At 60.2% G+C, this 25,871-nt stretch carries 31 protein-coding genes and 1 pseudogene; 28 read left to right on the forward strand and 4 right to left on the reverse strand.

Annotated features, from left to right (window positions below):
- The first annotated feature begins 189 nt into the window (after nucleotides 1-189).
- The 8 genes from LB547_RS02460 to nusG all read left to right on the forward strand — a co-directional run bounded on the left by LB547_RS02460 (nucleotide 190) and on the right by nusG (nucleotide 3,629).
- Entirely contained in the window at nucleotides 190-402 is a 213-nt protein-coding gene (locus LB547_RS02460; protein ID WP_140764215.1) for a helix-turn-helix transcriptional regulator, read from the forward strand.
- 88 nt (nucleotides 403-490) lie between these two features.
- On the forward strand, nucleotides 491-841 hold the full coding sequence (locus LB547_RS02465; RefSeq protein ID WP_224655891.1) for a hypothetical protein: 351 nt from the start codon (nucleotides 491-493) through the stop codon (nucleotides 839-841).
- Entirely contained in the window at nucleotides 838-1,020 is a 183-nt protein-coding gene (locus tag LB547_RS02470) for a hypothetical protein (protein WP_140764218.1), read from the forward strand. Before LB547_RS02465 ends, LB547_RS02470 begins: the two co-directional genes overlap by 4 nt.
- Entirely contained in the window at nucleotides 1,020-1,592 is a 573-nt protein-coding gene (locus LB547_RS02475; RefSeq protein ID WP_140764221.1) for a hypothetical protein, read from the forward strand. Before LB547_RS02470 ends, LB547_RS02475 begins: the two co-directional genes overlap by 1 nt.
- Nucleotides 1,593-1,767: 175 nt before the next feature.
- On the forward strand, nucleotides 1,768-2,037 hold the full coding sequence (locus tag LB547_RS02480; protein ID WP_140764224.1) for a DUF6074 family protein: 270 nt from the start codon (nucleotides 1,768-1,770) through the stop codon (nucleotides 2,035-2,037).
- Nucleotides 2,038-2,266: 229 nt separating this feature from the next.
- Nucleotides 2,267-2,734, forward strand: coding sequence for a hypothetical protein (locus LB547_RS02485; protein ID WP_140764227.1), 468 nt, complete (start codon nucleotides 2,267-2,269; stop codon nucleotides 2,732-2,734).
- Complete coding sequence (locus tag LB547_RS02490; RefSeq protein WP_140764230.1) at nucleotides 2,731-3,105, forward strand: hypothetical protein; 375 nt, start codon at nucleotides 2,731-2,733, stop codon at nucleotides 3,103-3,105. The genes LB547_RS02485 and LB547_RS02490 overlap by 4 nt, the downstream gene beginning before the upstream one ends.
- Nucleotides 3,102-3,629, forward strand: coding sequence for a transcription termination/antitermination protein NusG (gene nusG, locus LB547_RS02495; RefSeq protein ID WP_140764233.1), 528 nt, complete (start codon nucleotides 3,102-3,104; stop codon nucleotides 3,627-3,629). The genes LB547_RS02490 and nusG overlap by 4 nt, the downstream gene beginning before the upstream one ends.
- A gap of 192 nt (nucleotides 3,630-3,821) precedes the next feature.
- On the opposite strand, the gene LB547_RS02500 is transcribed toward nusG, so the two are convergent.
- The gene (locus LB547_RS02500) at nucleotides 3,822-4,004 is read right to left on the reverse strand and encodes a hypothetical protein (protein WP_140764236.1); all 183 of its coding nucleotides are present in this window, start codon (nucleotides 4,002-4,004) and stop codon (nucleotides 3,822-3,824) included.
- 506 nt (nucleotides 4,005-4,510) lie between these two features.
- Between LB547_RS02500 and LB547_RS02505 the strand changes: the two genes are divergently transcribed.
- From LB547_RS02505 to LB547_RS02575, 15 genes are all read left to right on the forward strand, one after another.
- Entirely contained in the window at nucleotides 4,511-4,963 is a 453-nt protein-coding gene (locus tag LB547_RS02505; protein ID WP_140764322.1) for a terminase small subunit protein, read from the forward strand.
- Nucleotides 4,938-6,341 carry a hypothetical protein gene (locus LB547_RS02510; protein WP_140764240.1) on the forward strand — a complete coding sequence of 468 codons (1,404 nt, stop codon included), beginning with the start codon at nucleotides 4,938-4,940 and terminating at the stop codon, nucleotides 6,339-6,341. Before LB547_RS02505 ends, LB547_RS02510 begins: the two co-directional genes overlap by 26 nt.
- Nucleotides 6,342-6,359: 18 nt before the next feature.
- On the forward strand, nucleotides 6,360-8,534 hold the full coding sequence (locus LB547_RS02515) for a hypothetical protein (protein ID WP_140764243.1): 2,175 nt from the start codon (nucleotides 6,360-6,362) through the stop codon (nucleotides 8,532-8,534).
- Nucleotides 8,534-8,827: a hypothetical protein gene (locus tag LB547_RS02520; protein ID WP_140764246.1), complete on the forward strand. Its 294-nt coding sequence runs from the start codon at nucleotides 8,534-8,536 to the stop codon at nucleotides 8,825-8,827. Before LB547_RS02515 ends, LB547_RS02520 begins: the two co-directional genes overlap by 1 nt.
- Nucleotides 8,824-9,870 carry a hypothetical protein gene (locus tag LB547_RS02525; protein ID WP_140764249.1) on the forward strand — a complete coding sequence of 349 codons (1,047 nt, stop codon included), beginning with the start codon at nucleotides 8,824-8,826 and terminating at the stop codon, nucleotides 9,868-9,870. Before LB547_RS02520 ends, LB547_RS02525 begins: the two co-directional genes overlap by 4 nt.
- Nucleotides 9,871-9,876: 6 nt before the next feature.
- Entirely contained in the window at nucleotides 9,877-10,836 is a 960-nt protein-coding gene (locus tag LB547_RS02530; RefSeq protein WP_140764254.1) for a phage major capsid protein, read from the forward strand.
- A 12-nt stretch (nucleotides 10,837-10,848) separates the two neighbouring features.
- A complete protein-coding gene (locus LB547_RS02535) occupies nucleotides 10,849-11,340 on the forward strand; it encodes a hypothetical protein (RefSeq protein ID WP_140764257.1) in 492 nt (163 codons plus the stop codon).
- Between the two features lie 85 nt (nucleotides 11,341-11,425).
- The gene (locus tag LB547_RS02540) at nucleotides 11,426-12,190 is read left to right on the forward strand and encodes a hypothetical protein (protein ID WP_140764260.1); all 765 of its coding nucleotides are present in this window, start codon (nucleotides 11,426-11,428) and stop codon (nucleotides 12,188-12,190) included.
- Between the two features lie 2 nt (nucleotides 12,191-12,192).
- Nucleotides 12,193-12,879 carry a hypothetical protein gene (locus LB547_RS02545; RefSeq protein ID WP_140764263.1) on the forward strand — a complete coding sequence of 229 codons (687 nt, stop codon included), beginning with the start codon at nucleotides 12,193-12,195 and terminating at the stop codon, nucleotides 12,877-12,879.
- Nucleotides 12,880-12,882: 3 nt separating this feature from the next.
- Nucleotides 12,883-14,490 (forward strand): hypothetical protein, encoded by a 1,608-nt coding sequence (locus LB547_RS02550; RefSeq protein ID WP_140764266.1) that lies wholly within the window; start codon nucleotides 12,883-12,885, stop codon nucleotides 14,488-14,490.
- Nucleotides 14,490-14,984, forward strand: a complete 495-nt coding sequence (locus tag LB547_RS02555) for a GNAT family N-acetyltransferase (RefSeq protein WP_140764269.1) — start codon at nucleotides 14,490-14,492, stop codon at nucleotides 14,982-14,984. The genes LB547_RS02550 and LB547_RS02555 overlap by 1 nt, the downstream gene beginning before the upstream one ends.
- Nucleotides 14,968-16,764: a tail fiber domain-containing protein gene (locus tag LB547_RS02560; RefSeq protein ID WP_181178052.1), complete on the forward strand. Its 1,797-nt coding sequence runs from the start codon at nucleotides 14,968-14,970 to the stop codon at nucleotides 16,762-16,764. Before LB547_RS02555 ends, LB547_RS02560 begins: the two co-directional genes overlap by 17 nt.
- A gap of 38 nt (nucleotides 16,765-16,802) precedes the next feature.
- Nucleotides 16,803-17,003, forward strand: coding sequence for a hypothetical protein (locus tag LB547_RS02565; protein ID WP_140764273.1), 201 nt, complete (start codon nucleotides 16,803-16,805; stop codon nucleotides 17,001-17,003).
- Nucleotides 17,003-19,294: a hypothetical protein gene (locus LB547_RS02570; protein WP_140764276.1), complete on the forward strand. Its 2,292-nt coding sequence runs from the start codon at nucleotides 17,003-17,005 to the stop codon at nucleotides 19,292-19,294. The genes LB547_RS02565 and LB547_RS02570 overlap by 1 nt, the downstream gene beginning before the upstream one ends.
- Entirely contained in the window at nucleotides 19,294-21,456 is a 2,163-nt protein-coding gene (locus tag LB547_RS02575) for a hypothetical protein (protein ID WP_181178053.1), read from the forward strand. Before LB547_RS02570 ends, LB547_RS02575 begins: the two co-directional genes overlap by 1 nt.
- On the opposite strand, the gene LB547_RS02580 is transcribed toward LB547_RS02575, so the two are convergent.
- Nucleotides 21,397-21,651, reverse strand: coding sequence for a hypothetical protein (locus tag LB547_RS02580; RefSeq protein WP_140764279.1), 255 nt, complete (start codon nucleotides 21,649-21,651; stop codon nucleotides 21,397-21,399). The genes LB547_RS02575 and LB547_RS02580 overlap by 60 nt on opposite strands.
- A gap of 79 nt (nucleotides 21,652-21,730) precedes the next feature.
- On the opposite strand from LB547_RS02580, the gene LB547_RS02585 reads away from it, so the two are divergent.
- From LB547_RS02585 to LB547_RS02595, 3 genes are read left to right on the forward strand one after another with little or no spacing between them, the layout of a single operon-like run.
- On the forward strand, nucleotides 21,731-23,113 hold the full coding sequence (locus tag LB547_RS02585; protein WP_140764282.1) for a tail fiber domain-containing protein: 1,383 nt from the start codon (nucleotides 21,731-21,733) through the stop codon (nucleotides 23,111-23,113).
- A 25-nt stretch (nucleotides 23,114-23,138) separates the two neighbouring features.
- The gene (locus tag LB547_RS02590; protein WP_140764285.1) at nucleotides 23,139-23,462 is read left to right on the forward strand and encodes a hypothetical protein; all 324 of its coding nucleotides are present in this window, start codon (nucleotides 23,139-23,141) and stop codon (nucleotides 23,460-23,462) included.
- Between the two features lie 5 nt (nucleotides 23,463-23,467).
- Nucleotides 23,468-24,277, forward strand: a complete 810-nt coding sequence (locus LB547_RS02595; RefSeq protein WP_140764288.1) for a hypothetical protein — start codon at nucleotides 23,468-23,470, stop codon at nucleotides 24,275-24,277.
- Here LB547_RS02595 and LB547_RS02600 read toward each other — a convergent pair.
- Nucleotides 24,274-24,501: a hypothetical protein gene (locus tag LB547_RS02600; protein ID WP_140764291.1), complete on the reverse strand. Its 228-nt coding sequence runs from the start codon at nucleotides 24,499-24,501 to the stop codon at nucleotides 24,274-24,276. The two genes, LB547_RS02595 and LB547_RS02600, sit on opposite strands and share 4 nt — an antisense overlap.
- 62 nt (nucleotides 24,502-24,563) lie before the next feature.
- Here LB547_RS02600 and LB547_RS32605 point away from each other — a divergent pair.
- Nucleotides 24,564-25,312: pseudogene (locus tag LB547_RS32605) on the forward strand (glycoside hydrolase family 108 protein).
- Nucleotides 25,313-25,325: 13 nt separating this feature from the next.
- A complete protein-coding gene (locus LB547_RS02615; RefSeq protein WP_140764294.1) occupies nucleotides 25,326-25,547 on the forward strand; it encodes a hypothetical protein in 222 nt (73 codons plus the stop codon).
- A gap of 7 nt (nucleotides 25,548-25,554) precedes the next feature.
- Here LB547_RS02615 and LB547_RS02620 read toward each other — a convergent pair whose 3' ends face one another.
- Complete coding sequence (locus tag LB547_RS02620; protein ID WP_140764297.1) at nucleotides 25,555-25,860, reverse strand: hypothetical protein; 306 nt, start codon at nucleotides 25,858-25,860, stop codon at nucleotides 25,555-25,557.
- Between the last annotated feature and the right edge of the window lie 11 nt (nucleotides 25,861-25,871).

Here is a 25,871-nt window from a genome sequence, read left to right on the forward strand (position 1 = left end):
CCTTTGGGGATAAGCTGTGGAAAAGTCCCTTGTTTCTCGACCTAACTTATTGAAAAAACGGAGATAATGACGGGTTGAGAAATAATTGTTAACACTATTTTCTGTGTTCGACAGCGAGTCACAGCAAGTGATAATATGTACGCGTTAGTTCGGACCAATTCGCCGTGAACCGAAAGGAGATTGAAGAATATGGAAGTTACGCCAAACGCCTTCACCATCAAGCGGCTTTGCGCCGCCTACGGTGTCGGTCGGACCTTCGTTTACGAAGAAATCAAAGCCGGCCGGCTTGAGACCCGCAAGGCGGGGCCACGCAAGGTACTCGTCCGCAAGGTCGACGCCGATGCCTGGCTGGACAATCTGCCGAAAGGGAAACTGAAACCTGCCCTAGCAGGGGAAGCTTGAGCGGCGGTCGCCAAACCAAAGCCGCTCAAGCCGATCTGATCCCGATAGTTTTCACAACCCCTTGCAGATTACGAAAGGAAGCAGACCAATGAACGACATAACAGGGGAATTTCCCCACGCGAAATCAATTCCTGCGACAACGCCGAAGAAATCCACAGTCACGGTGCGCATCGAGCCCGATGGCCGGACCATGCGTCTTGATGGTCGAGCCGGATGGATGTTGACCAAACTGGTGGAAGCCGGAAAGCGTGGCGTCACGACACTCGAACTTCCCGCAGGGATTAGGGTCGCGCATGCCGTGTATTTGTTGCGCCGTGACGGATTTATCGTTTCCTCGGAAAATGAAACTCACGGCGGCGATTTTCCAGGGCGACATTCCAGATATCGAATCGAAACGCCGCTCAGCATCGTTGATGCAGCCGTCCAGGTGAGCGCATGAGCGCCGAAGCTGGCAAGACGCAAACCCCCGTCGACCTCGCAGCCTCGTGGCTGGCTACCGGCTCGGCGGACCGGACAAAGGCAATCATTCCCCAAATTCAAGAGCGGTTCGCCTTGCCGCTCAAAGACGCGGTCGAGGCCTGCCGGCAAGCAGCGCTGATCCGGGCGAGGGCAAACTGATGGTCGACAAGTACGATTGGGGCAAGGCTTGCCGCTTCTTCCCAGGTTTTCGCGAGTCGCCCGGCGTCCAGCGCACGGCATGGACTCTGATGGACCTCTACAATGAAAAGGTCCATTGCGCCTACCCAACCAGGGAAACGCTTTCCCAGCAGCTCGGGGCGGCGCCGGAAACGGTGTCGAAATGGGTTGGCATGCTCAAGGAAGGCGGGGCGCTTGGTTGCGCTCCGCTGCACGTCCTTCCTGCGGAATCCCAGGAATTCATCGGACGCTCCGCAAAAAGAGCGCAGGTCTATCTTCTGAATTTCTCATGGGCGGTCGACGTGTTAAGCCTGCTGGACGAGTACACATTCGATCGCCAGCAACAGCTTTTGCGTAAGGTAATCGTTCGATCACCTTTGCCTTCGATAGGTGATCAGGTGGTTACCTCCATAGGTAATCAGACAGCCACTTCGTCAGGTAATCATGTGGCCACCCTTATACCTTATGATCAAACCTTATGTGATACCTTAGAAGATAAAAGGGGCTCCGAGGCTTCAAATCTTAGCGTCTACACACGCGAGAGGGCCGCCTGATGCCCTTTCACCTGAAAAACGCTCGATCCAGAGAAAATTCTCTCGCGAAGCAATGCGACTGCATGGCTAGAATACAAATGTATTCAAAGGGTTATGCGTTTTGCCATAGCAAAATCGTAGCAAATGCTAGGCGTGACCTCAACGAAATCAAAGGCTTGCGCCCGATATCCCCTTCTTGGAGGGCTTCACCATGCCATGCGTTGTGATCTGCTTCCCGATGCGCCGCCGGGTTGGCAAAATTCGGAAGACGGCCAAAACCTTGGCCGGCCTGAAAGGGAAGGGTGCTGACCACTATTGGCGCCAGACCGTGGCCGGCCTCGTCGGGCAACTCACCAAGGTGGGATTCTCCGAACCGGAAATCCGGGCGCACATCGGCGCCTTCAATGATGCGGTGCAAAGCCAGTTGCAGAGGGTGCCGGTCCAGAACGATGGTGACGCGGCATGACCGGGCGCTGGCAGGACGTGGAACACGGCTGGGTTATTCTCGACAGTCGGCAGAAAATATGGGGCAAGCAATTCTTCCCCGTGCAGGATGGGGCAGACGGTACGGCCCTACGCTGCGTGGCGCCGCCCTATACGGTTGTACCGGCTCGGCGGGTGAGCTACTTCACGCGCGTCAGTCGGTATAGTCGCCATTTCAACACGCGGTCTGACGTGCTGCTGGGTGCCGGCCAATGACGGTCATCGAGACAGCGGACGGCTTCATCGTGGCCGATGGTGCGGCGACGCTGGCCGGTCCGTTCCCGACCAACTCCGAAGCATGGCGCGCGGCCGATCGACTGGAGGGCTCACCCATATCGCCGGCTGAAAAGCGGGCGGACTGGATATCGAACAAGATCCTTTCAGCGGGTCCGGCTCCTCGACGGCCGGCAAAGCGGAATTCTGCGGATTCCGGTGGAATTCCTGGGAAGTCCGGTCGAAAGGCGAAGCGGGCGGCCAAAAAGCAGCGCAAGGCTGAGAACCGGCTGAAGGTCAATGCGGCCAAGGCCCCGGCCTGGTTGCGGAAGGGTGCCTCGGCGAAGTTCGACCCACAAGGCAAGCGGGCTTTCAACACCTCGCAGCTCGGCACATTCGGCGCCGCCTCGCCAGTGCGGAACATAAACCTGGCGGATTATCTGGCTTCGAAAGGGCAGACATCGTGACCATTGCGGAGCGAAGGGCGAGGGAACGGCAGGAACGAGAAAACCCCTGGCGGCCGATCGGCGAGGCGAAAGCCGATGGCATGATCTGCGAATTGCGAATGAGCAACCTCACGGAACTCGGATTTCAACGGTACTTCTTCCACGGCGGTATCTGGTATCGGATCGATCCTCCGAAGAGGATGCACGCTCGTTATGATGGGCTGGTTGAATACCGACCCACAGGCATCACACTGAGCAAACACCGCCGGGAGAACGCTGTCTGGCTGGCGGAAGAAGGTGGGGCCTATGAGTATCGAGGGGGAGAATATCTGCCGAAGCCGAAGCCCTATAAATCCTACTGGCGGGCTCCTGACGAGAAAGGCGACCAATGAACCAGCACGCGCAAGCTAGCCTCTGGTACGTGGTGGAATCGGCGCCATCGGCTGAGCGCAAGGCGCGCGATGAACTGCTGCGCGCCAACTACGATGTGTTCTGGCCGTTCTGGCGGAAGGAAATCAAGCATCATCGAACGAAGAAATGGATGATGAAAGATTTCCCGCTGTTTGTCCGCTACGGGTTTGTTCGCCTGGCGTCACCTGACCGCTGTTCCGAGCTGGATGATGTCGACGGCGTCAACAAGGTGCTGCGCGTCCAGGGTTTCCCGGTGCCGGTCAATGACGATGTGATTGTGCGGATTCGGCGGGCAGTGGACAGCGGCGCCTTCGATGAAACGCGGGAACAGGGCTACCGGCTCCATGCCGGGGACAAGGTGCGGATCGCCGAAGGGCAATTCCTCGGGCTTGAAGGCCTCATTGACGCGGTGAAGGACAACAGGAAGGCAAAGGTGCTGGTCTCGATTTTCGGCCGATCGGTGCCGACATCGATAGAACTTGAAAATCTGGCGAAGGTAGCGTAATACCACACACAGGCGATTTGCGGCTGACTGAGCGGGATCTTCGGATCACTCGCCGGGCCGATGCGGGGCAACAATTTCGCCGCCCCCGCGCTCCGGGACATATTCCAAAAAACAAACGTTAGCTGCTGTTTGCAAACGTTGGTCGCGTGACTGTCACGCACCGGTCACGTGACCGTAACGCGTTATGTAACGTTACGTGGCGTTACCGAGACGACTTACGATGTCATCCATTCGCTCGGCCACAAAATAACCAACGCCTGGCCCGCAAAAGATTTCAGTGCCTTGTCCGCTATGATGCGGGTTCATCGAAATGGCTTGATCAAAGTTGATCGCGACGGGTGTGTTCAGATCTTTGTCTGTGAGTGTGAGCCACATAGCGCCCTCCCAAGTTGATGAGACCAGCAAAGCACCTGGCTCAACGCTGCGCCGACCGCTGCAAGCATATTAGTCTACGCTAATATCTTAACGTCCCGCCAGTGGCTTTGTTCCTCCAAACCATGTCGCAATTGGCGGGTTTGGGCTCATCCGTGGAATCGCCGATAGCCATCACCGAGGCCTGGGTTTCGAACAACCGGCCTGTGTGAGGACTGAAGATCCATAGGCAACTCACGTACGCGACCGCAACGGAGATCAGCAGAGCGGTCGCGACGGATAGGAGGTGCATAGGTGGGCCTCTTTGTTGCAGACCCGCTCACAACCGCCTGCAACCCGTTCGGTTCGACATGAAATATTTACCGTGTTGGCATGGTTTACGAATGGTTTAGCCGGCACGTCGGTCGAATTGAGCAATTTTGTAAAAGCTCAGCAATTTCTCCCAAGAGTCGATCTCACCAACGCGGACAGCCAGCCACATGGCCGCTGATGCCGCAGAGGGCCAAAGCATGTCACGACCAACACTGTTCACTGAAAACCTCGCGGACACGATTTGCGAGAGGATTGCAGACGGCGAAAGCCTTCGCTCGATATGCGATGGCGACGACATGCCGAACAAGTCGACGGTATTTCGCTGGCTGGCCGCCAACAAGCCTTTCGCGACCAGGTACGCGCACGCGCGCGATGCCCAGGCCGACACGTTCGTCGACGACATGGTGGACATTGCCGACGACGGCCGAAACGACTGGATCGAGCGCAAGAACGCTGACGGCGCGGTTATTGGCTGGCAGGAGAATGGGGAGGCGCTTCGCCGGTCGACATTGCGGGTCAGCACGCGACAGTGGATCGCGGAGAAGATGAAGCCGAAAAAATACGGCAGCAAGCTTGCGCTCACCGATCCTGACGGCGGCGCTTTGACTGTCAACGTGGTGAGCCGTGCCGAGCGTCGACCTTCCGAGTAATTGGGAGCCGCGCGACTATCAGAAACCGGCATGGGATTCGTGGCTTGAGGGCTGCAACCGCCAGCTTCTGATCTGGCATCGCCGCGCCGGCAAGGACGACATCAATCTTCGAATGCATTCGGTCGCCGCGTTCAATCGTGTCGGCACCTATTGGCACATGCTGCCGGAATATGCCCAGGCAAGGAAGGCGATCTGGGAAGCGGTCAATCCGAACAGCGGCCAGAGGCGGATAGATGAAGCGTTCCCGCATGCGATCCGGGCGAACACCCGCGAGAACGATATGTTCATCCGTTTCAAGAACGGGTCGACATGGCAGCTCGTCGGGTCTGACAACTACAACGCCCTTGTCGGGTCTCCGCCAGTCGGTCTGACGGCTTCGGAATGGGCGCTGGCGAACCCGTCGGCATGGGCTTACCTCTCACCGATCCTCGCCGAGAACGGCGGCTGGGCCTCATTCATCTCGACGCCACGCGGCAACAATCATCTGAAAGGGATGCTGAAGCGGTTCGCAGGTGACGACCGCTGGTTTACCCAAGTCCTGACGGCGAAGGACACCGGGGCGATATCGCTACAAGCGATCGAGGATCAGCGCGGGGAATACGAAGCACTCTTCGGCAAGGCCATGGCCGATCTGCTCATTGAGCAGGAATTCTACTGCTCTTTTGCCGGCGCGATGGTCGGTTCCTATTGGGGAGCGGAATTAGCCGCGGCTGAAGTGGAAGGCCGCATCGGCGTCGTGCCGATCAACTGGAAACACCCGGTCCATACCGTCTGGGATCTTGGCAAGGCGGCAAACAACCCGATCTGGTGTTTCCAGGTCATCAACGGCAAGCCCCTGATCGTCGATTTCTACAGGCCGGAAAGCGACGATCTGGAAGACTGGTGCAAGTGGCTGGACAACAAGGGCTACCACGGCACTGACTATGTCCCGCACGACGCCATGCAACCGAATTGGGGAGCCAAGCGCACCCGGTTCGACACGCTGAAGCTGCATGGCCGCAAGCCGAAAATGGTGCAGATGGTCAGCGTGGCCGACGGCATCAACGCTGCGCGCGAGACGATCAAGGTTGCAGAATTCGACGAGGGTCGCTGCGGAGAAGTAGGCATCGAAGGGCTGAAGGCTTTCCGGCGCCTGTGGGACGATGAACGAAAGTGCTTTCTCGACATTCCGGTCAAGGACTGGGCCGAGCATATCGCATCAGCCTTTCGCTATCTCGGTCTGGCTTGGAAAGACGCGGCGCCAGTCTATGAGCCGCCGCAGAAGCCGAAAGAACTCGCCTACGAAGTCACCAAGGACGGCGTGATCCGGTCGAACATGACCGTTCGCGAAGCCGTCGACGCTCGGATCAAGCGCCGGAAGCGGCGCGGCGGGGTTTGACAGGAGCCGGCATCCTTCATGGTAAAAAACAAAAAGACCTCATACGTCAAGGGCAGCGCCGGGACCGCCGTCGGTCAGGCTCTGCGCAAGACCGGCAAGAAGTGGCTGGACAAGATCCAGGCCGCTGGCAAGGCGGAAAAGCATTGGCTGGACTGCGCGGCCATTGCGGTCAAGGCCTACACCAGCGAAGGCAATCTCGTTGACACCGACGAGGCCACAGGCGCGGCCTACGATTTCAACATCCTCTACGCCAATGTCGAGACCATCGTCCCGGCCGTCATCAATTCCGCGCCGATGCCTGACATTCGCCGTCGGTTCGGCGCGGACGATCCGGTAGCGCGCGATTTCGCGCAGATAATTGAGCGGTCTATCCGCATTCAGGTCGACGACAGCAAGCTTCAGGTCGAAATGGAAGCCATGGCACAGGACGCGTTCCTTGCTGGCCGTGGCGTCATCCGGCTTCGCTTCATGAGCGATATCGTCGGTGGGGAAACGACAGACGACGAGTTGCGCGACCTGGCCGAAGCTGATGGCGTTGTCGACGGCACGGAAGACGACGAACAGGACGACGCGTCGGCCGACGCAGCAGCCACGCCAGCCAGCCCTGAACGCTCAGAGAACGAGCGGCTGCGCTTCGAGGCCGTGAGCTGGAAAGATTACCGTCACGGCCCTTCGAAGCGCTGGGATGACCGCCCATGGGATGCATTTCGCCATTCGATCGCCTGTGACGACTACGAAGACTTCATCGACGGCGATCTGGTCGCCAGTCAGCAGGCCGACGGCGATACCGACCAGGAAGCCGACACCGACTATGACGTCTGGGAAGTGTGGGACAAGAAATCCCGAACCGTCCTGTTCGTCAGTGTTCGCGATGGCAAGGTGCTGAAGAAGGTTCCCGACCCGCTCGGGCTTTCCAATTTCTTCCCGATCGCTACGCCCGTGCAGCCGATTGAGGTCAACGGCCGGTTGATGCCGGTCAATCCGTTCTCGATCTATCGCCGGCTTGCTGACGAGCTCGACACGACGACCAAGCGCATCCAGATCATCACCAAGCAATTGAAGGTGAAAGGCTGGTACGCGATCAGCCCGGCCGACATTCAAAACGTTCTCGATGCCGACGACAACGAATTCGTGCCGATCGCGGATGCCGAGATTTGGGCGGCCAAGGGCGGGCTACAGAATGCCGTACTGTTCTGGCCGGTCGAAAAGCTGATCGTCGTCCTGTCCCAACTCTACGGCGTCCGCGACCAGTCCAAGCAGGCCATTTACGAAATCACCGGAATTTCGGACATCGTGCGGGGCGCCAGCAAGGCGACAGAGACGCTTGGTGCTCAGCAGTTGAAAAGCCAGTGGGGTTCGCTGCGCATCCAGAAGATGCAGCGCAACATCGAGCGCGCTGCCCGCGACCTGTTCGTGATGATGTCGGAAATCATCCCGGCGAAATTCTCGCCCGAGACCCTTCAGAAGATGACCGATATCCAGATCCTGCCGACCCAGCAGGATCTGACACCGGTCCCAGTTCCACCGCCGCCACCGCCACCTGCGCCCGGCCAGCCACCAATGGCGCCCGAACAGATGCAGCAGTTGCAGCAGCAGGCGATGCAGGCGCAGGAAGCGGAGAAGGCGCGGCAGGCAAAGCTTCAGCACCTGAACCAGTTGCAAGCGCTCATGCAGGACCACGCCAACGCCTATTTCAGGATCGATGTCGAGAGCGACAGCACGATCCAGGCCGACCTTACGCGGCAGAAGGCAGAGGCCACCGGCTTCATGCAGGCGGCCAGCCAATACTTCCAGGCGGTTGGTCCGCTGGTGCAGCAGGGCGCGCTTCCGATGGAACTGGCGATGGAAATCTTCGGTTCGTTCTCCCGGTTGTTCAATCTGGGCAAGAGCGTCGAAGACGTGGTTGACGAGCTGGTTCAGATGGCAAAGGCGAAGGGCAAGCAGCCGGCCGGACCGAAGCTCGATCCCAAGGCTGAGGCCGCCGCTGCCGACCAGAAACGCAAGGTCGAGGATGCCCAGGTCGATCGCGACATCAAAACTCAGGATGCCGAAACGGACCGGAACATCAAACAGCAAAACGCCGCGCTCGATCAGCAAATCAAAGGCACCGAATTGCAGATCAAGCAGGCCCAGCTTGCCATGGTACAGCGGCAGACGGCGGCTCAGCAGTTCGGCATGACAGGAGCGATTTGATGGGTGAGCGATTTGTCTGGCGCGATGGTCGGATCGTCAATCGCGAAACCGGGGCGCCGATGAGCGTTCCGGACGGACCGCTTTCCGCGCCGATGATCATGCCGAACATGCCGGAATACGCCAGCCCGATCAACGGCAAAGTCATCACGTCAAGGCGCGAGCGGCGCGAAGACATGAAACGGAACAACTGTGTCGAGGCCGGCGATCCCGGCTGTTCCCCGACGGGCGGCAAGCTGAAGAACAAGGCCTTTTGCGCGAAGCGAGGCCTGAAAGTGAGCGAGGAATTTTTATGAGCGTCGAAGACCTGAACAATGCCGCGGCTGCGGACCTGAACAACGGTGCGGTGGCGATCAGCGAGGATGAGGCGCTTGGCGCTCTCTATGATGAGGCCGAACAGGAAGACGACGCCGGCCCCACCCGAGACCAGGGCGGCAAGTTCACGGCCGCAGACGGCAAGACCGCTGCGGACAATGCCTCACTGGAAGGTGAGGGCAAGGGAGAGGCCGGCGACGACGCCGCTGGTTCGACGCTCGCGGCGTCCGTCGTGCCTCTCCCGGCTAACTGGAACGGCATGGATGCCGATTGGGCGAAGATTCCGCCAGACGTTCAGGCCAAGATTGCGGCGCGCGATACGGACATCCACAAGCGCATGTCGGACCAGGGTCGGCAACTGACGGCATTTCAACCGATCGCCGAGAGCATCGAGCGCAACAAGGATCTGTTGGCCGGCAAAACCACGCCGGACGGTCGCCCCTTCACGGCGCCCGCCGCCATTGACGCCTTGCTGAATGCGCAGCGCCGGCTGGAAACCAATCCAGTCGCCGGCCTGCTTGAAATTGCCCAACGGTTTGGAGTGATCGAGCAAATTGCTCAGGTCCTCGCCGGGCAGGCCAAGGTTCCCGCCGATCGACAAACAGCCGCCCTCGGGGCCGCTGATGTTGAGCGCATCGTGCGAGAGAAAATGAACGAGAGTGCAACCGCGTCTGCGATGGAGGCGGAACTTAGCCGCTTGTCGAAGGACAAGCCGCTTTATTCCGAAATTCCTGAAGAAGACATGGTGCACTCGATTTCCAAGGCACGCGCAAAGCTCGGCGATAGCGCTTCCCCGGAAGCCCTGTTCGACCTGGCCTATGACATCGCCGTGAACGCCGATCCCGATCTGAGGACGAAGGCAGCCAGCTTGAAAACAGCCGCTGCGCACGACCCGAAACGAACGGCAGACGCGAAGCGGGCGAACTCGGTCAACGTGACCTCCAAATCCACGGGCAAATCGAGAGAACTCACCGAAGACGAGAAGCTCTCTGCGCTCTACGACGAAATCCAATCCAAAGGATAATCAGCCATGGCAACGCCATCGACTATCTTTACGCAGATGGTCTCTTCGACCATGCGTAACGTCGCGACCGAAGTCGCCGACAACGTGAGCAAGCACACTCCCGTGCTGAAGCGCATGAAGCAGAAAGGCAAGATCCTTTCTGGCGGCTATGAAATCCAGATCCCTCTGGAGTATGCCGAAAACGAGACCTACCAGCGTTACAGCGGTTTCGACACGCTGAACACCAACGCGTCGGACATTCTGACCTCGGCGAAGTACGACTGGGCACAGATCGCCCTGCATATCGTCTCGTCGGGCAAGGAACTGCGCCAGAACTCCAGCAAGGAGAAGATGGTCCCCTTGGTGAAGACCAAGAAGGGCAATGCTCTTCGCACCGCCACGAACAACTTTTCCGTCGACATGTTTTCCGACGGTTCGCTGGCAAATCAGGTCGGCGGGTTTGCCCACCTGATCCAGACCAACGGCCAGGGTACGGTCGCGGGGCTGGATTCGTCGCAGTGGACGTTCTGGCAGAACAAGTTCCGCGAGATGACCGGAACCAACGCCTACACGAAGGACACCATCCTCGGCGAAATGAACCTGCTCTGGATGGACACGACCAACGGCGCCGACCATACCGACCTGATCGTCTTCAGCCACGATCTGTTCTCGGTGTACGAGGCGTCGCAGCAGCAGTTCCAGCGCTACATGGATGCCGACCTCGCCGAGACCGGCTTCAAGTCCTACAAGTACAAGACCGCCGACGTGGTGTTCGACGAGAACGCCAATTTCACGACGACGGCCGAAAAGGGCTACTTCCTCAACACCGACTATCTGTACCTGTTCCAGCACAAGGACGCGCAGTGGTCGATGGATGACGAAAAGAAGCCGGTCAACCAGGACGCGGTGGTTATCCCGCTGCTCTGGATGGGCAATTTCGCCTGCTCGAACCGTTCGCGGCAGGGTGTCCTGCTGGACGCGGCATAAGGAGATCAGACCATGACTGCTTTTGTTGGCGCCAAGCTTGGCGCGACCTACACCGCTGCGCAGTTGAAGGGCGCGGAAGCGTATGCCGTGCCCGGCATCGGCGATGTCTATGTCAGCCACGACAACAAGACCTATCGTTTCGTCCAGTACAATGGCGGAGCGGGTGCGATTGCTGCCGTGGCCGGCAACGTCACCTATCTCTATGCGCCGGCCGGTGTCTCTACCGGCGCGTCGACTGTCGTTACGTCCGATCTGTCGGATTCGGCGGAACTCGGCGCGGGCGTGCTTCAGGCGGCCCCGGCCAGCGGTGATTACTGCTGGATCCAGGTCAAGGGCGTTGCCACGCTCAACACTGCACTGACCGCTGGCGCCGACGGCGATCCGCTGACGCCTTCGGGTTCGACGGACGGCACGCTCGACACCGTTGCAGCCGCGACCGACGCGGTTTGCGCCTATGCGATCGACGCTTCGGCGAAAATCGTCATGTGCGCCTTCCCGCACTAACCACGCGACAATCTGACGAACGAAGCGCGGCGGTCCTTGGTGGGGTCGCCGCGTCCCTTTCGCTCACCTTCCAAAGGACAGAACCATGACCACCGAAGGCACTCCAACTTTCATCATTCACGGCTTTAAGCAGACATTGGAACTGCTGCCGAAACGCGCGGCCGACCCGATGTCCGAAAAGACCGACGCCCAGGGTTTCCTGCTCAATGCGGGCGGCTTCCGCGTCATGGAACGCGTGGCGGAGGATTGGGTGATCTACACCACCTCGCTGGCGCCGCAGAACACGAAGCAGACGGAACGTGTTCGCCACATGATCCCGGACCTCGAGAAGCTGGGGAAGAACCCGACCTCGCCGAAACTCCGCTTCATGACCGAACGCTGGTCTGTGATCGAGCCGGCATACGCGGCATGGAAAGAGGGCAGGGAAGTCCCGACCAATGGTACGCCGCTTGGCGTCTGGCCCGGCGTCGAACAGGGCCAGGTGGATGTTTTCCGCCGCTTCGGCATCAACTCAGTCGAAGGTGTTCGCGATCTGCCGGAAGCCTACATTGAAAAACTTCAGATGCCGAACGTTCGCGCTCTGAAGAAGCAAGCTGGCCTGTTCCTCGACAACCTGGGCGCGGCCAACGCAACGCAGCGAGAAACCGAAAAGGACAACCAGCTTACGGCACTGCGCGAGCGGCTGGCTGAAATGGAAAAGCTGCTTGATCAGCGCACGGCGCCGACCGATCAGCCGGCCGACGACGAGGTGACGGAACTTCGCGCCCAACTCGACGCCAGGGGCACGCCCTATGACAAGCGCTGGGCTGCTCCGAAGCTCCGGGCAGCACTTCAGACGGAAGCCGCCTGACCATGACTATCCTGACCGTCATCCAGCAGGCGGCAATGCCGGTCGGGCTCGACAAGCCGCTTGCCGTGTTTACGAACACAGATCGCGAGTGGCAGGAAATGCAGGTCGTCGCCAACGAGGCGGCGACCGTCATTGCGGAGGCCTTCGACTGGCAAAAGCTCCGCAAGATTGCGACCGTCACAGGTGACGCTGTGGCGGAGGGCTTCGACCTCCCGACTGACTATGGTCGCATGCTGGCCACGTCGTCTCTCTGGTCAAGCCGCTTCACTTGGGACATGCAGCATGTCGTCAGCAGTGACGACTGGCTGGGCATGGAAGTCTGGCCCGCAACGCCGATTTATGGCCGCTGGACCATCTTCAGCAACCAGATACATATCCTGCCTGTGATGGCGGTGAGCGAAACCGCGAAATTCTTCTACATCCAAAATCAGATTGTTTCCGGCGGTCAGACTGAATTCCTGACCGACACCGACACGTTCGTGTTGAGCGAGCGGCTGTTGAAGCTGGCAATCATCTATTTGTGGAAGCAGTCCAAAGGGCAGGACTTCGCCGCGGAACTTTCCGACTATGAAATCGCGCTTGCCCAGGAGATGGACAAGGACGGCGGCTCCAAGCCGGTCGTTTCCGGCAATAGCTGCGGTCGCTCGTTCCGCCGCACGAACGTCTGGCCCGGAACTGTCACGGGCTGATCGGTGAAAAGCGCATATCTCGCCAAATTTGCGCAGCCCGGCCGGGCGCGCAATGCGCAGATGCAGCCTTTGCCGGTGCCGCGCGGCGGCTGGTATACGTCAGGCAATCTCGCCCAAATGCCGCCTGCAACGGCGCAGAGGCTTGAGAACTGGCGGCCAACCACGACAGGCATCCAGCAGCGCGGCGGTTCGCTCACCCACGCCAGCATCACGGATGGCAGCGAGGCCACCATTTCGCTGATCACCTACAATGCCGCGAGCAACAAGCGCCTGTTCGCCGCGAGCGAGACTAAAATCTTCGACGTCACAACAGTGGTCGACCCGCTGGTCCCGCCGTCGCCGGATGTTACTGGTCAAACCAACGGCTACTATTCCTTCCTGAATTTTACGACAGGCGGAGACGAATACCTCACCGTCGTCAACGGCTCCGACCCGCTGTTGCTATACAATGCCATCGATGGCTGGATCCCGATCACAGGCATCTCTAGCCCCGCCATTACCGGCGCTGACACGTCAACGCTCTCCTTTGTCTGGGCCTATCGCAATCGTGAGTTCTTTATCGGTCCGGGCCTGATCGCATACTGCCTGCCGGTTTCGTCGATTGCCGGTCCGCTGACCACGATCGATCTGAACGGCGTGTTCATGAACGGCGGTGCGCTGGTCTTCGGTGCCACCTGGTCGACCGATACGGGAGACGGGCTCGACGATAAATGCGTGTTCGTGACCAACCAGGGTGAAGTCGCAGTATTTGAAGGGGCAGACCCGTCAACAGCAGCAGACTGGAACCTTGTCGGTCGCTATGACCTGGCAAAGACCATGGGGCCGCGCTGCACCATGCGATCTGGCGGCGACCTGCTGATTGGCGTCGAAAACGGCATCGTTCCCCTGTCGGCGGTCGTTACAAAAGATATCGCGTCGCTGGAGTCTGCACTGGTTACGGCGGCGATTTCGCCGGACTGGCGGCGCGAGGCAGCGGCTCGCGACAGCTTGCCCTGGGAAATCGTCAAGTGGCCGCGGAAGTCCTATGCGATTGTTTCCTTGCCTGCTACGGCCGACGAACAAGCGCTCTGCTATGTGGTGAACACCGATACCGGGGCATGGTGTTCCTACACGGGTTGGGACACCCGCTGCATGGTGCTCCACAACAACGAGCTTTATTTCGGAACCAATGATGGCCGTGTGAAGCGGGCGGAAGTGACCGGCTCCGACGACGGCGCTCCGATCTATTACACCTGCATCGCCAATCCCGACGCAGTTGGCTTGCCAAGCGTTTTGAAAACGGTCCTTCAGGCGCGCGTCATCTTCAAGGGCACGACACCCTATAACGTCAGGCTCTCGGTTTCCATGGACTATGCCGTCGACTTGCCGGCACCGCCCGATGCTGCACCGGACACGGGCGGGGGGAGCCTTTGGGGAATCGGTCGTTGGGGCATCGCGCGATGGGGCGCAACCGTGGCTTCGCCAATGATCGGTTCGCAGATCAAGTCGCTCGGGCGAACTGGCTACACGATGCAATGGCAACTGCAGATCACGGGTGCGCAGTCGATCACGCCCAATCTGGAAATGATCAGCATCGACGTAGCGTATGAAACTGGCAAACCGGTGATCTGATGACGGATTATACGATCAGCAAGGAAAGCTTCGTGGCCGCGTGGCCGGAGATTGAACCTTTAGCGCGGATGCATTTCGAGGAAACGCGAGCACGCTTCGCCACCGAAGGCATGCCGATGGGGGCGTTCAATCCCCGGCTCGATGTCTACAAGAAAGCCGACGAAGGCGAGTACCTGCACACGTTCGTTGTCCGCACTGAAACGGGCCAGGCCGTCGGACATTCGACGGTCTATATCCAGACCGATATGCACAATCGCGAGCTGATCGGGAAAGAAGACACGATCTACATTCACCCCGATCACCGAAACGGTGTTGGCAGGCGCCTGACCAAACACATTCTCCAATTCCTGAAATCGCAAGGCGTTGTTCGCGCCACCATTGATGCCCGCACAGATCCCCGCGCCGTCGCGCTTTGGCGCCGCCTTGGTTTCAAGCCGGTTGCCGAAGTCATGATGATTACTTTCGAGGAGCGCTCCGATGAACATGCATCTTAAATTCGGTCTCTATGATCGAGTGCTGCGTTGTGCGCCGGACATGCCGGAGCCGCCCGATCCGAAGGAAACAGCAGCGGCCCAGACCGGGACGAACATCTCGACGGCCCAGGCCAATGCTGCGCTCGGCAACGTCAATCAGGTCACGCCCTATGGGAACCTGACGTACACCCAGTCAGGCCAGAAATTCATCAGCGATGCAACCGGCGGCCAGACCTATTGGCAAGGCCCAAACGGCCAAATCCAGTCGGCGGCGCCCCAATCGATACAGGGTGCTTCCACAACGACCAAGCAGCCAATCTACCAGACCGTGAACGGCCGGAATGGCGACCGCCAAATTCAGGTCGGCACGAAGGATGTCACGACGCCCGGCGCATCCTCCATGCCTGCTGGTTGGTCTCAGGTGCAGGGCTACTATGTCCCGCAATATACCGCGACACAGACGCTCTCACCGTCGCAGCAGGCGATTTTTGACCAATCGCAGGCGGCCCAGGGCAATCTCGCCAAGCTGGCAAACAGCCAGTCTTCGTTTTTGAACGACTATCTCGGCAAGCCGCTGGATTTGTCGAAGATCCCGGCCGCAGGTAATGCTGCCAACCTTCAGACGCCAAATTATCAGCAGTTCGCCAATGGGCCGCAGCTCGCGACCAGCTTCAACAATGGCGGCAAGATCCAGAACCAGATCGCGGGCGCTGGCGATATCCAGAACCAGATCGGCGACGCAGGGCAGATCACCAGGGATTACGGCCCCGCTGATGGCTACGCCGGCAACGTTCAGCAGGTACAGGACGCGCTTATGTCGCGCCTCAACCCGCAGATCGACCAGCAGCGCGCAGCCCTCGAAACGCGCCTTACCAACCAGGGCATCCGCCTTGGCTCGTCCGCTTACGAACAGGCGATGAACCAGTTCAATCAGGGCTTGAACGATCAGCGGACATCGGTGCTGTTGCAGTCTGGTCAGGAACAGTCGCGTCTTGCCAACCTGGATGCCCAGCGCGCCGGGTTTCAGAACTCGGCCCAGCAGCAGGCCTATAACCAGCAGCTCGGCAATGGTCAGTTCGCCAACGCTGCGCAGGCCCAACAGTACAGCCAAAACGCCAACAATGCGCAGTTCGGCAATGCGGCGCAGCAGCAGGGCTTCAATCAAAACCAGGCGTTGGCCGGTTTCAGCAACTCCGCGCTTCAGCAGATGTTCGGCAATTCGAATCAGGTCACCGGGCAGAACAATCAGCTTCAGGATCAGCGCTTGAATGCGCAGCTTGCGCAGTTCAACGCTCAGAACCAGCAGCGCAGCCAGGCACTGAGCGAAGCCTACGCGCAGCGCTCGCAACCCATCAACGAAATCGGTTCCCTGCTTTCAGGCGCCCAGATCCAGCAGCCTACTTTCGTCAACGCCAATATGCCCAACATTCCGACTGTCGACTATGCTGGGCTGGTCAATGACAACTACAACCAGCGGCTGGCCATCGCCCAACAGCAGGCCCAGGCATCACAGGGCATCCTGGGCGGCCTGTTCGGCCTCGGCTCTGCCGGCATCATGGCATCCGACCCCGATTTGAAGAAAAACAAGCGCAAGGTGATCGACCTCGACGACGACGGAACGGGCTTGTGGACCTACAACTACAAGAACGATCCGAAGGGCGCGCCGAAGCGTCTCGGGCTCATGGCCGACGAGATCGAGCGAAAAGTACCGGATGCCGTTTCGTTGCGTCCTGACGGATATCGTCAGGTCGATTATCCCAAGGCGCTTACAGGCCTCTTTGCCATGGGTGCGGCGGCATGAGCTCCTACATTTTCGACGGCAACAAGCCGCGCGCACCGATGACGCGTGACGAGCAGATGCGCGCTCAAATGGCGATTGCCGGACAGATGCCGACTGACATCGGATCGGGCATTTCGGCAGTTGGTCAGGCGCTCATGTACCGAATGAACAAGAACGGCAGCTTTCCAAAGGCGCCGGGCGGCGGCAACCCACTTTTGGGCTTGTTCGGCCTTGGCGCAGGCAGCGGGGGTCTTTCCTGATGATCTCCTACATCTTCGGCCCCGATCAGCAATACAAGACGCCCGGCGAACGGGCGAAGGCGCGCGCGGTTGCGAATGCAATATTGATGAACCAGGGCGCGCCGAAAAACGTCGGCGAAGGCTTGTCGGCAATAGGTCAGGCGCTGCTGTTCCGCTCGATGATGGGCAAGGCGGACGCGTCGGAAGCCGCGGGCAAGACTGCCGCCGATGCCGCGTTCAATCCCGTGCTGGCCGCGCTTGGCGGCTCGACCGCTTTCCCGGCCGCGCCCGGCGTGTCGAGCAAGGTTGCCGACGCAGTGGCTGGAAAGCCAAAGGCCGACAACCCGAACCTGCCGTCGAGCATGGATTTCGCGAATGCCCAAGCGGACGCCAGCCAGACAGCCGATGAAGCCGGTTTGCCGCCGACCGCCTTCGCTGGCGTGACCCGGGCAGGGAAGGGCTGGACTGAAGTCCAAACCGCAGACGGTCAGACAATCCGGCGCGAAGGTGCCCGCAACTGGCGAAACAACAATCCCGGCAATATCGAATACGGGCCACTTGCGCGAAGCATGGGCGCGGTTGGCACGGACGGCCGGTTCGCTGTATTCCCCACCTTGGAGGCCGGCCGCACAGCCAAGGAAAAGCTGTTGTTCGATGGTCCTGGCTATCGCGGCAAGACATTGGCGGGTGCTATCTCGCGTTGGGCTCCCCCGAGCGAAAACGATACGCCCGCCTATATAGGCGCGATGGCGTCGGCGGCAGGTGTTTCGCCTGATACGCCGCTCTCGGCTTTCTCTCCGGAGCAGCGTTCGCGTGCGCTTGTGGCCATGGAGCATATCGAAGGATTTCGGCCCGGTCGGGAAATCCCGTCCAGTGGCGGAGCTCTTGCGGCTGTCAATGCCGAAGCGGCCGGCCAGCCGGTACAAGTCGCGAGCCTCGATCCAAGCGCCGGTATCGGTGGCGGCGCCCGCCCGCTGCCTGCCGAATATGCCAGCAACGGCACGACACAGGCGCAATGGGCTGCGATGAACCGGCCCGGCGAGGATCTAGCGCCAGTTGCCAACGCTGCACCGGCTCCTATGCCCATGCAGGGGCCGCAGGGTCAGGCAGCGCCAGCATCGGCGAGCCCGATCGCTCAGGCGTTGTTCGGCAAGCCAGCGGCACCGCAGCCACAGATGACCGCCCAAACCGATCCGTCGATGGTTCCTGCCGCCGCTGGTGGCGCTGCGGACACGTTTAACGCTGCCCAAGGCCCAAACATGCAGCAGCTTTACAACGCGCTCCAGCAGCCGTTCCTGAGCGATGCCCAGAAAGGCATCATCGAGGCCGAAATTCAGCGCCAGCAACAGGCGGCGGACCCGCTGCGCCAGTTGCAGTTGCAGAAGGCGCGCCGCGACCTGACCAACCCGCAAAAGAACTGGCAGCGGCTGGACGATACGCATTTGTTCGACCCGGAAAGCGGCGAGATCAAAGCGGCCGACGGCGGCGCGAGCAATGGCAAGTTCCGTTTCAAGGGCAGTTCGGTCGAGGCTCAGGGTCTCAATGGCCTGATGGATGCCGGCCAGATCACCGAAGACCAGGCCCAGCAGCTTGCGGCCGGCAAGACCATCACCGATCCGACAACGGGCGCCATCATCTTCATGACGCCGCAGGGTGTTTTCGGTCAATCGCCACAGGGCGGCCAGCCTCAACCGGTGATGCCGTCGCCGCAGGCGATGCCTCAGCCCCAGGGGCAGCCCCAGAGCGCGCCGATGGCACCGCCGGCCCCGAATGCCGGCCAGCAGCAAGCGCCCGCTGTGGCCCCTCCCGCTGCCGATCCTGCCAACCCGCAACAGCAGGGAATGATCCCGTTGACGGGGCCGAAACCGGTCAAGCCTCCGACCGAACAGCAGGTGCGCAATCAGCAGCTCTATCAGGTGGCCGCACCCGAACTGAAAATCGTGGAAGACAATTTCGGCGCGCTTTCCAACCTGAGCGATCAGGCTTGGTCGGCGATTCCTGGCGCCGGCAACTACGGTGCAAACTATTTGCAGACGCCGCAATATCAGCGCGCCAACAACTCGCTGAAAACGATCATCGCGACGTATCTCTACAGCACGTCAGGCGCCACCGCGAACCCCGGCGAAGTTGAAAATCAAGCCTCCATTCTCATGCCGAAACCGGGCGAAGATCCCACCTCTGTCGCGGATAAACTTGCGCGGGTCCGCGTCATGGTCGACTCGATCAAGACGGCTGGCGGCGGCGGGGGTCAGGCGGGCGATCCTGCTGCCGATCCGAAGGCGGCACTTAAGCAGAAGTACGGGCTCGACTAATGGCTGACCTCGCGCGCATCAAGAACAACATCGGCAAGATGGTCGCTCAGGACGCACCTGAAACGGACATCGACGCCTACATCGCGTCCGAGGGCGTCACTCTCGACGACGTGCGCGCATTCCGACCGGGAGGCACGGCGGATGTCGCTCGGGCCGACGCCAGCGCCAGGGCGGGCATCGAACAGGCCACGGCCATTGCATCGTTGTCACCAGAGGAACGTCGCGCGCGGGTCAAGATCGATCCTGAAACCGGCGAACCTCCCGGCGTTCCGACCTACCAGCCGAAAACTTCGTTGGAGGACAAGGCAGGCGCATTCTCAACGGGCGGCCTTCAGGGTGTCCCGATTGTCGGGCCTTATCTCGACAAGGCCTCCAGCGCCGCCGCTGCGGCCATGGCTATGCCTTTCACGGGACGGTCGTTCAATGAGCTCTACGATGAGGGAGACCGCTACAGCCAGGACGTGAGGCGAGACAATCCGCACACGGCCACGGCTGGCGGCGTGACCGGCGCCGTTGCTGCCACTGTCCCGGCCATGGTGGCGGCGCCGGCAGCGTTTGGCATCGGAGTGGAATCCCTGCCACTACGGCTAATGGCATCGACGGGAAGCGGGGCAGTCATCAATGGCTCTGACGCCGCTGTTCGATCGGGTGGCGATCCAATGCAGACGGCAATTGGGACGGGGCTCGGGGCGGGTCTTGGCATGGCCGCGCCCGTCGTCGCGCCGCTGGTCGGCAGGGGCGTGAAGGCCATCGCCGACAATGTGCAAATCAGCGCAATCGCTCGGGCGCTCGGGCTCGACAAGCGCGCCGTTTCCGTTCTGGCAAAAGCTGCAAAGGACGACGCCATTGACCCGGCCGCGCTGCCCGATCTCGGTGCCAATGGCATGATGATGGATCTTGGCCCGAATATGCGGCACACGGCCGGCGCAATTGCCGCCACGCCTAGCGAAGGAAAGCAGATCGTTCGCGGCGCTATCGGATCGCGTGATGCAGAAGCGAATTGGCGCATCCGGTCAACTCTTGACGATACCCTTGGCTCGGCTCCCACGCCGTCGCGCGTCGCTGAGCGGATCGATCGCAATCAGCAGCATTTGCAGCCTGAGTACCGGGAGGCCTTGCGGGACGCTGCGCCGGTCGACACGCTGCCGATCGCCCGCTACCTCGAACAGGAAGCCCAGAGTTTGCGAGGCGAACCGCAGCGCGTCGTCCAGCGTGTCCGCTCGATGCTCGACCATCAGCCTACGCCGGCAGATATCGCCCGTGCTCGCGCTCTGGGTGAGCCGCCTCCCGGTACTTCTCTGGTGAGCGACGCCGCAGAACTGCTGAACACCCGTCACGCCATTGACGATATGCTGGAGACGACGCAGGGATCGAATGCGGTCAATGCGCTTACCACAGCCAGGCAGGCGGTCGACGATGAGCTTCGCGCATCCGTGCCCGGCATCAAGGAAGTCGACGCAAAATATGCGGAGCTGGCCCGCCAGCGCACGGCACTTCAACGCGGCCAGACGGTGCTTTCCGATGGCAGGGAAGCGCCCCGGCCTGATGAGCTCGCGGCGGAAGTGAGGCAGGGCGCCTTGCCGCAGGGTATGCAAATCGGGCCGTCAGCCGTTCCGCTACGCCTGCGCGAAGGTGCCCGCGCAGAGATTGAGCGCATTGTCGGGACCAGGGCGAACGACCGCGTTGCGCTTCAGCAGATCATCAAGGGCGAAGGCGATTGGAACCGGGCGCGCTTGTCGAGCCTGTTCGGCGCCGACAAGGCGAGCGCGATCATCGATCTGCTCGACCGGGAGCGGCTGTTTGCCGATACGTCGAACATCGTGACGCGGAATTCGGAGAGCGCCGCGCGACTGGCTGCTCAGCGAGCCGTTACAGGCGACGAGGGGTACAGCTTTGGCGTGCCCGAAGCCTTCATGGCTGGTGGCGTTCGTGGCGTGGCGCGAGCGTCAGGCTACAAGGCGGCGGAGAACATAATCAATGCGCTGCGCAGCGGTGGAAATGAGAAAGCGATATCGGATATGGCACGGTCGCTGACGGCCGGACAGCAGAGCCCAGTGTTGGCAGCACTCATGAAAGCCAGCCGGGGATCTCCGCTGCAACAGTCACAGGTCGATCGTGTTGCGCGCGCGTTGCTGCTCTCGGGTCCGTCCGCCGGTCGCTAGTGACTTATCTTTGCGGTCTTCAAAATACCAGATCAGCAGCACTGAAAAGGTGCCAATCAAAAAGCCCGCGACTAAGCCCATCATAAACCTGGGCTCCAAGCTGCTGAGAAACCAGTCCAGTCCCTGATGCAACACCGCAAGCACCGCGACGGTGATCACGGCGGCAATGATTTGCAGGACGGTCGTTCGCGACATTCGCCCTTCTAACTGATTTTCGGCCGCTCGGTAAGAGCCGGCCATTCACAGCCAAAAACCTTCAGCGGAGAAAACGCCGATGCCCTTCGTCAACGGTCTCTATCAGTTATTGCCTGGCGTCTATGGTGTCTTTGATCAGCCGATCGACGAAACCGACTACAACGCCCAGATCGACGACTTCGCCGCGGCTTTCAATTCGGTCCGCACCATCGCATCTGGCGGCACCGGCGCATCGACCAAGCAAGGCGCGATAAACAGTATTTTCAGCGGCGCGGAATACATCAAGGACAACGCGTTCCTCCTTGCCGATCCCGCCGATGTGACGAAGCTTTTCCGCATCGATGTCGGCGCCGTGGCTGGCGGCACGACGCGAGTCCTGTCCATGCCAGATGCCGATGTCTCGATCAGCGGCTACATGGGGGGCCTGCTGAACACGGCGAGCAGCTTTGCCCTGCAAACGGCGCTCGGGATCACGCCGGTTCCAGTTATTAAGAATGTCGTCGGGGCCGTGAATGCGGTTAAGGCCGACAACGGTGCCTTCTGGAGAATTACGGGAACCACGACAAGTGTTACCCTCGCAGCCGCCGCTACGCTGGGCGCGGGCTGGACCATTCTGCTGCGAAATGACAGTCCTTCCAGCATCCCGATCGATCCGAACGGCGCGGAAACCATAGACGGCGCAGCGACGTTGACCCTGATCAAAAATGCAAGCGTTCTGATTACCTGCGACGGAACGGCCTTCGAGACCATGTTCCTCAATCAGGCGGTAGTCGATGCTGCAATCGCGGCTCTGAAGGCCGGCGCAAATACATGGTCTGGCCAGCAGTCATTCTTCACTGCCGGCACGCCCGTTCTAGTCAATTCGAACGACGGCACCGAGGCGAAAATTCGACTGTCCGATATCGGAGTGGTCCGGGGATATATCGGTTCGAACGCGGCCGGGGTTGGGATTTACAACCACCTTGGCGCCTTGCTGGCACAATTCCTCAATACTGGCTCGTTTTTCCAGATGGGCACATTTTCATCTACTGGCGCGTCCGATGGATTTAGGGTGAGCGCTGCCGGCCAGGCCAACTTTTCAGCGACATCGGTCGGCACTGTCACGCGCGCAACGTTCACCAACCCCAACAATACGGTCGGAAGCATTTCGACTACTGGCAGCGCGACCACCTATGCGACCACCTCCGACGAAAGACTGAAAGAGAATTTCCAATCCTTCGACAGCGGCGCGCTGATCGACGCCCTCAATGCCTATCACTTCGACTGGAAGGTCGGCGGCACCGGGTATGGCGTCAAGGCGCAGCAAACATACGCGATTTTCCCTGACGCCGTGGCCGTCGGCACCGGAGAGCCAGGAGATGAAGAATTTATGCCTTGGGGCATCGATTATTCGAAATTCGTCCCGATCCTCCTGGCTGAGGTAAAGGCGCTGCGCGCCCGTGTCGCCACACTCGAAGCTTAAGAATCCCCAACGAAAGGCTATTATCATGGCAACCGTGGCAATCACGCTCGGCAGCATCGCACAGCGAACCTACAACGACGCTCCAGTCTATGCATCTGTAGCACTGGGCAGCCAGGCGCTCGCATCTAGCGGCGCGTCCCAGCAATCCACCGTCGTTTCCGCAGCTCCCGATTTGATCGACAAGACCTTCCCGGTTTGGTCGATTACCGCTTCGGGTGGCAAAGTCTGGGTGAAGTTCGGCGCAAATCCGACCGCGTCGGCCGGCGATGGCTGGCTCATCCTTGATGGTCAGACGCGGGATTTCGGCGCAGCCATGACGGCTGAAAAAGTCGCGGTGATCGACGGATGAGCCCGATGTCTCTCGGGCTCGGCTTGGGCCTCACACGCCAGTTCAAAGCCAGCGGCGGCGCCCCGCCGGCTTTCGATCCCACCTCGCTCTTTGGCGTCTCGGATGACGGCGGCTGGTACGATGTCTCCGATCTGGCCACCCTGAAACAGGATTCGGGCGGCACCGGAGCCGTCTCGGCGGACGGCGATCCTGTCGGCTTCATCGGGGACAAGAGCGGCAAGGGCCGTCACCTGCTGCAAACCACAAGCGGGGCTCGGCCTACATTGCGGATTGCCGGGCCTCTGAAATGGCTGGAGTTTACAACCGGCAAATTCATACTTGAAAATTCGGCCGGTTTTGTTCCGGTTCCGGGGACCTACCTTGGTGCTGCCTGTAAGCCGCAGGACAATAATACCGGAGGTATCATTGCGGCGCTAGACCAAGGGTCTCCAGGCTCAGTCCAATTTGTCATTACTCGCTCTAGTGGAACTGCAACTACCGCGTACTATTTCGGTTTGGATGACCGGTCTGTTGCGTCTATATCCGGCCCAAACAACATCAACATGTATGCCGACGCTCAGAGCTTCAATGATGCAGGCCGGGGCAATAGTGATCTGAGGGTAAATTCCGCAAACGCCAACGGAACCACCAATGCGGACGTGATCCCGATTACGATCAATCAGTGTCGGATCGGTCTAAATCTGTTCGGTTCCCTGGGTACCGCTAGCGGGGCCTATAACTTCTACGCCGGTATCGTCATTAACCGCGCCCTGACTGCGCCAGAGCGCGCCGCCTGCACCACCTTCTTCGGCGCCAAAGCCGGGCTGACGCTCTAGCCTTTATCTTCCCTGTCTTCGATCACCTTCAAGCGTTCAAGGCTTTCGATTGGCAAAGCTAGACGATCGGTAGATCGGTTGCTGCTTAAAGACAACATTCTCAATATGTCCAAACCAACGCCAGCTTTCAGCTTCTCATCTGACACCAGCGCTACGACAAGCTGAAGTAAAGCACCTTCTACAGCCAAACTCCGCTTCGTCGTTTCGTCGATCGATATCTCCAAAATTCCCTCCTTTGCTCGATTTTTGCCGATTCCCACTTAATCCCAAACCGTGAGGAAAAACCATGGACCGCAACTTCGCGCGGGCGCTTGCGCTCGTCTTGAAATCCGAAGGTGGATGGAGCGACAACCCGAAAGACCCCGGTGGCGCCACCATGAAGGGCGTCACCCTTGCCAATTCCGCCGCTACGTGAAGGCGGACGCCGCCAAGGCGGATCTCAGGAAGATCAGCGATGCCCAACTCGCCACGGTGTACCGCCGCTTCTACTGGGATGCGGTGGCTGGCGCCGAGTTGCCCGACGGCGTGGATTACGCAGTGTTCGATTTTGCCGTGAACAGCGGGCCAAGCAGGGCGGCGAAATATCTTCAAGCAGTGGTCGGCACCGCCCAGGACGGCCGCATCGGGCCCGAGACGCTCGCTGCCGTCGGTTCCAGACCGGCCGCCGTCGTCATCGACAATCTCTGCGATGCCCGCCTGGCTTTCCTGAAGCGTCTTTCGACATGGGGCACGTTTGGCAAGGGCTGGCAAAGCCGCGTGGCGTCAGTGCGCGCCAATGCTCTGAAGATGTCGGCACAGCCAGTAGCAGCCCCGCCAGCGCCCGTTAAGCCTGTGCCGTCCCAGCAGACGCCCGCGCCGGCTTCAGCCGCTCCTGTCCCGCCCGCGGCGGTGCAGCCCGGCACTGGACCGGCATCAGAGCCGCCCAAGGCCGGCAATCGCCTCATCGCCAGCATCATCGCCGCTCTCGCTCTTACCGCCATGGCCGCTGCTGGCGCGTGGCATCACGTAACCATGTTTGTTTCGAACCTCTTCTGAAGGGAACCCCGCCATGTGGGAAAAGCTGAAAGCCTTCTTCGCCCATAGCGAAACTATCCTGTTGGCGCGTGTCCAGATGTTCGCCGGCATCGTGTTCGGTGCGTTCCTGGCGCTCGATCCAAGCCTGTTCCAGGCCTATGTGCCAGCGGAGTACGTCCCGCTCTACCTGCTGGCGATCGGCATCCTGACGGAATATGCGCGCCGCCGCCGTGCCGATCTCGGCAAGGACCAGTGAGATGGGCTCAATTCGCCTTCGACTTGTCGACTGGCTTCAGCGCATCCGCGATCACATTTCCAAGGGCCGCATGCAGGCTTTGCGCGACTCCCAGGTTCATGCGCAGTCTTGCGCAAATTCTGGCCTCGGGTGCATTCCCGGCATCTATGACCGCAGTGGCCAAGGACAGGTAGAGATTGCCGCCGTATTGGCGGATCTCTGTGATCCAATCAACAAACTCGACGCCAATGTCGCGCTCGACAATCACCCAAGTCTCTTCGCCTATCTTAAGGGTCTTGCCGGTCCCAAGAACCGCCTTGATCTCGTCAGTCAATTCAACCTCCC

It is taken from the genome of Mesorhizobium sp. B264B1B (assembly GCF_020165765.1).
In the GTDB taxonomy this organism is placed as follows: domain Bacteria; phylum Pseudomonadota; class Alphaproteobacteria; order Rhizobiales; family Rhizobiaceae; genus Mesorhizobium.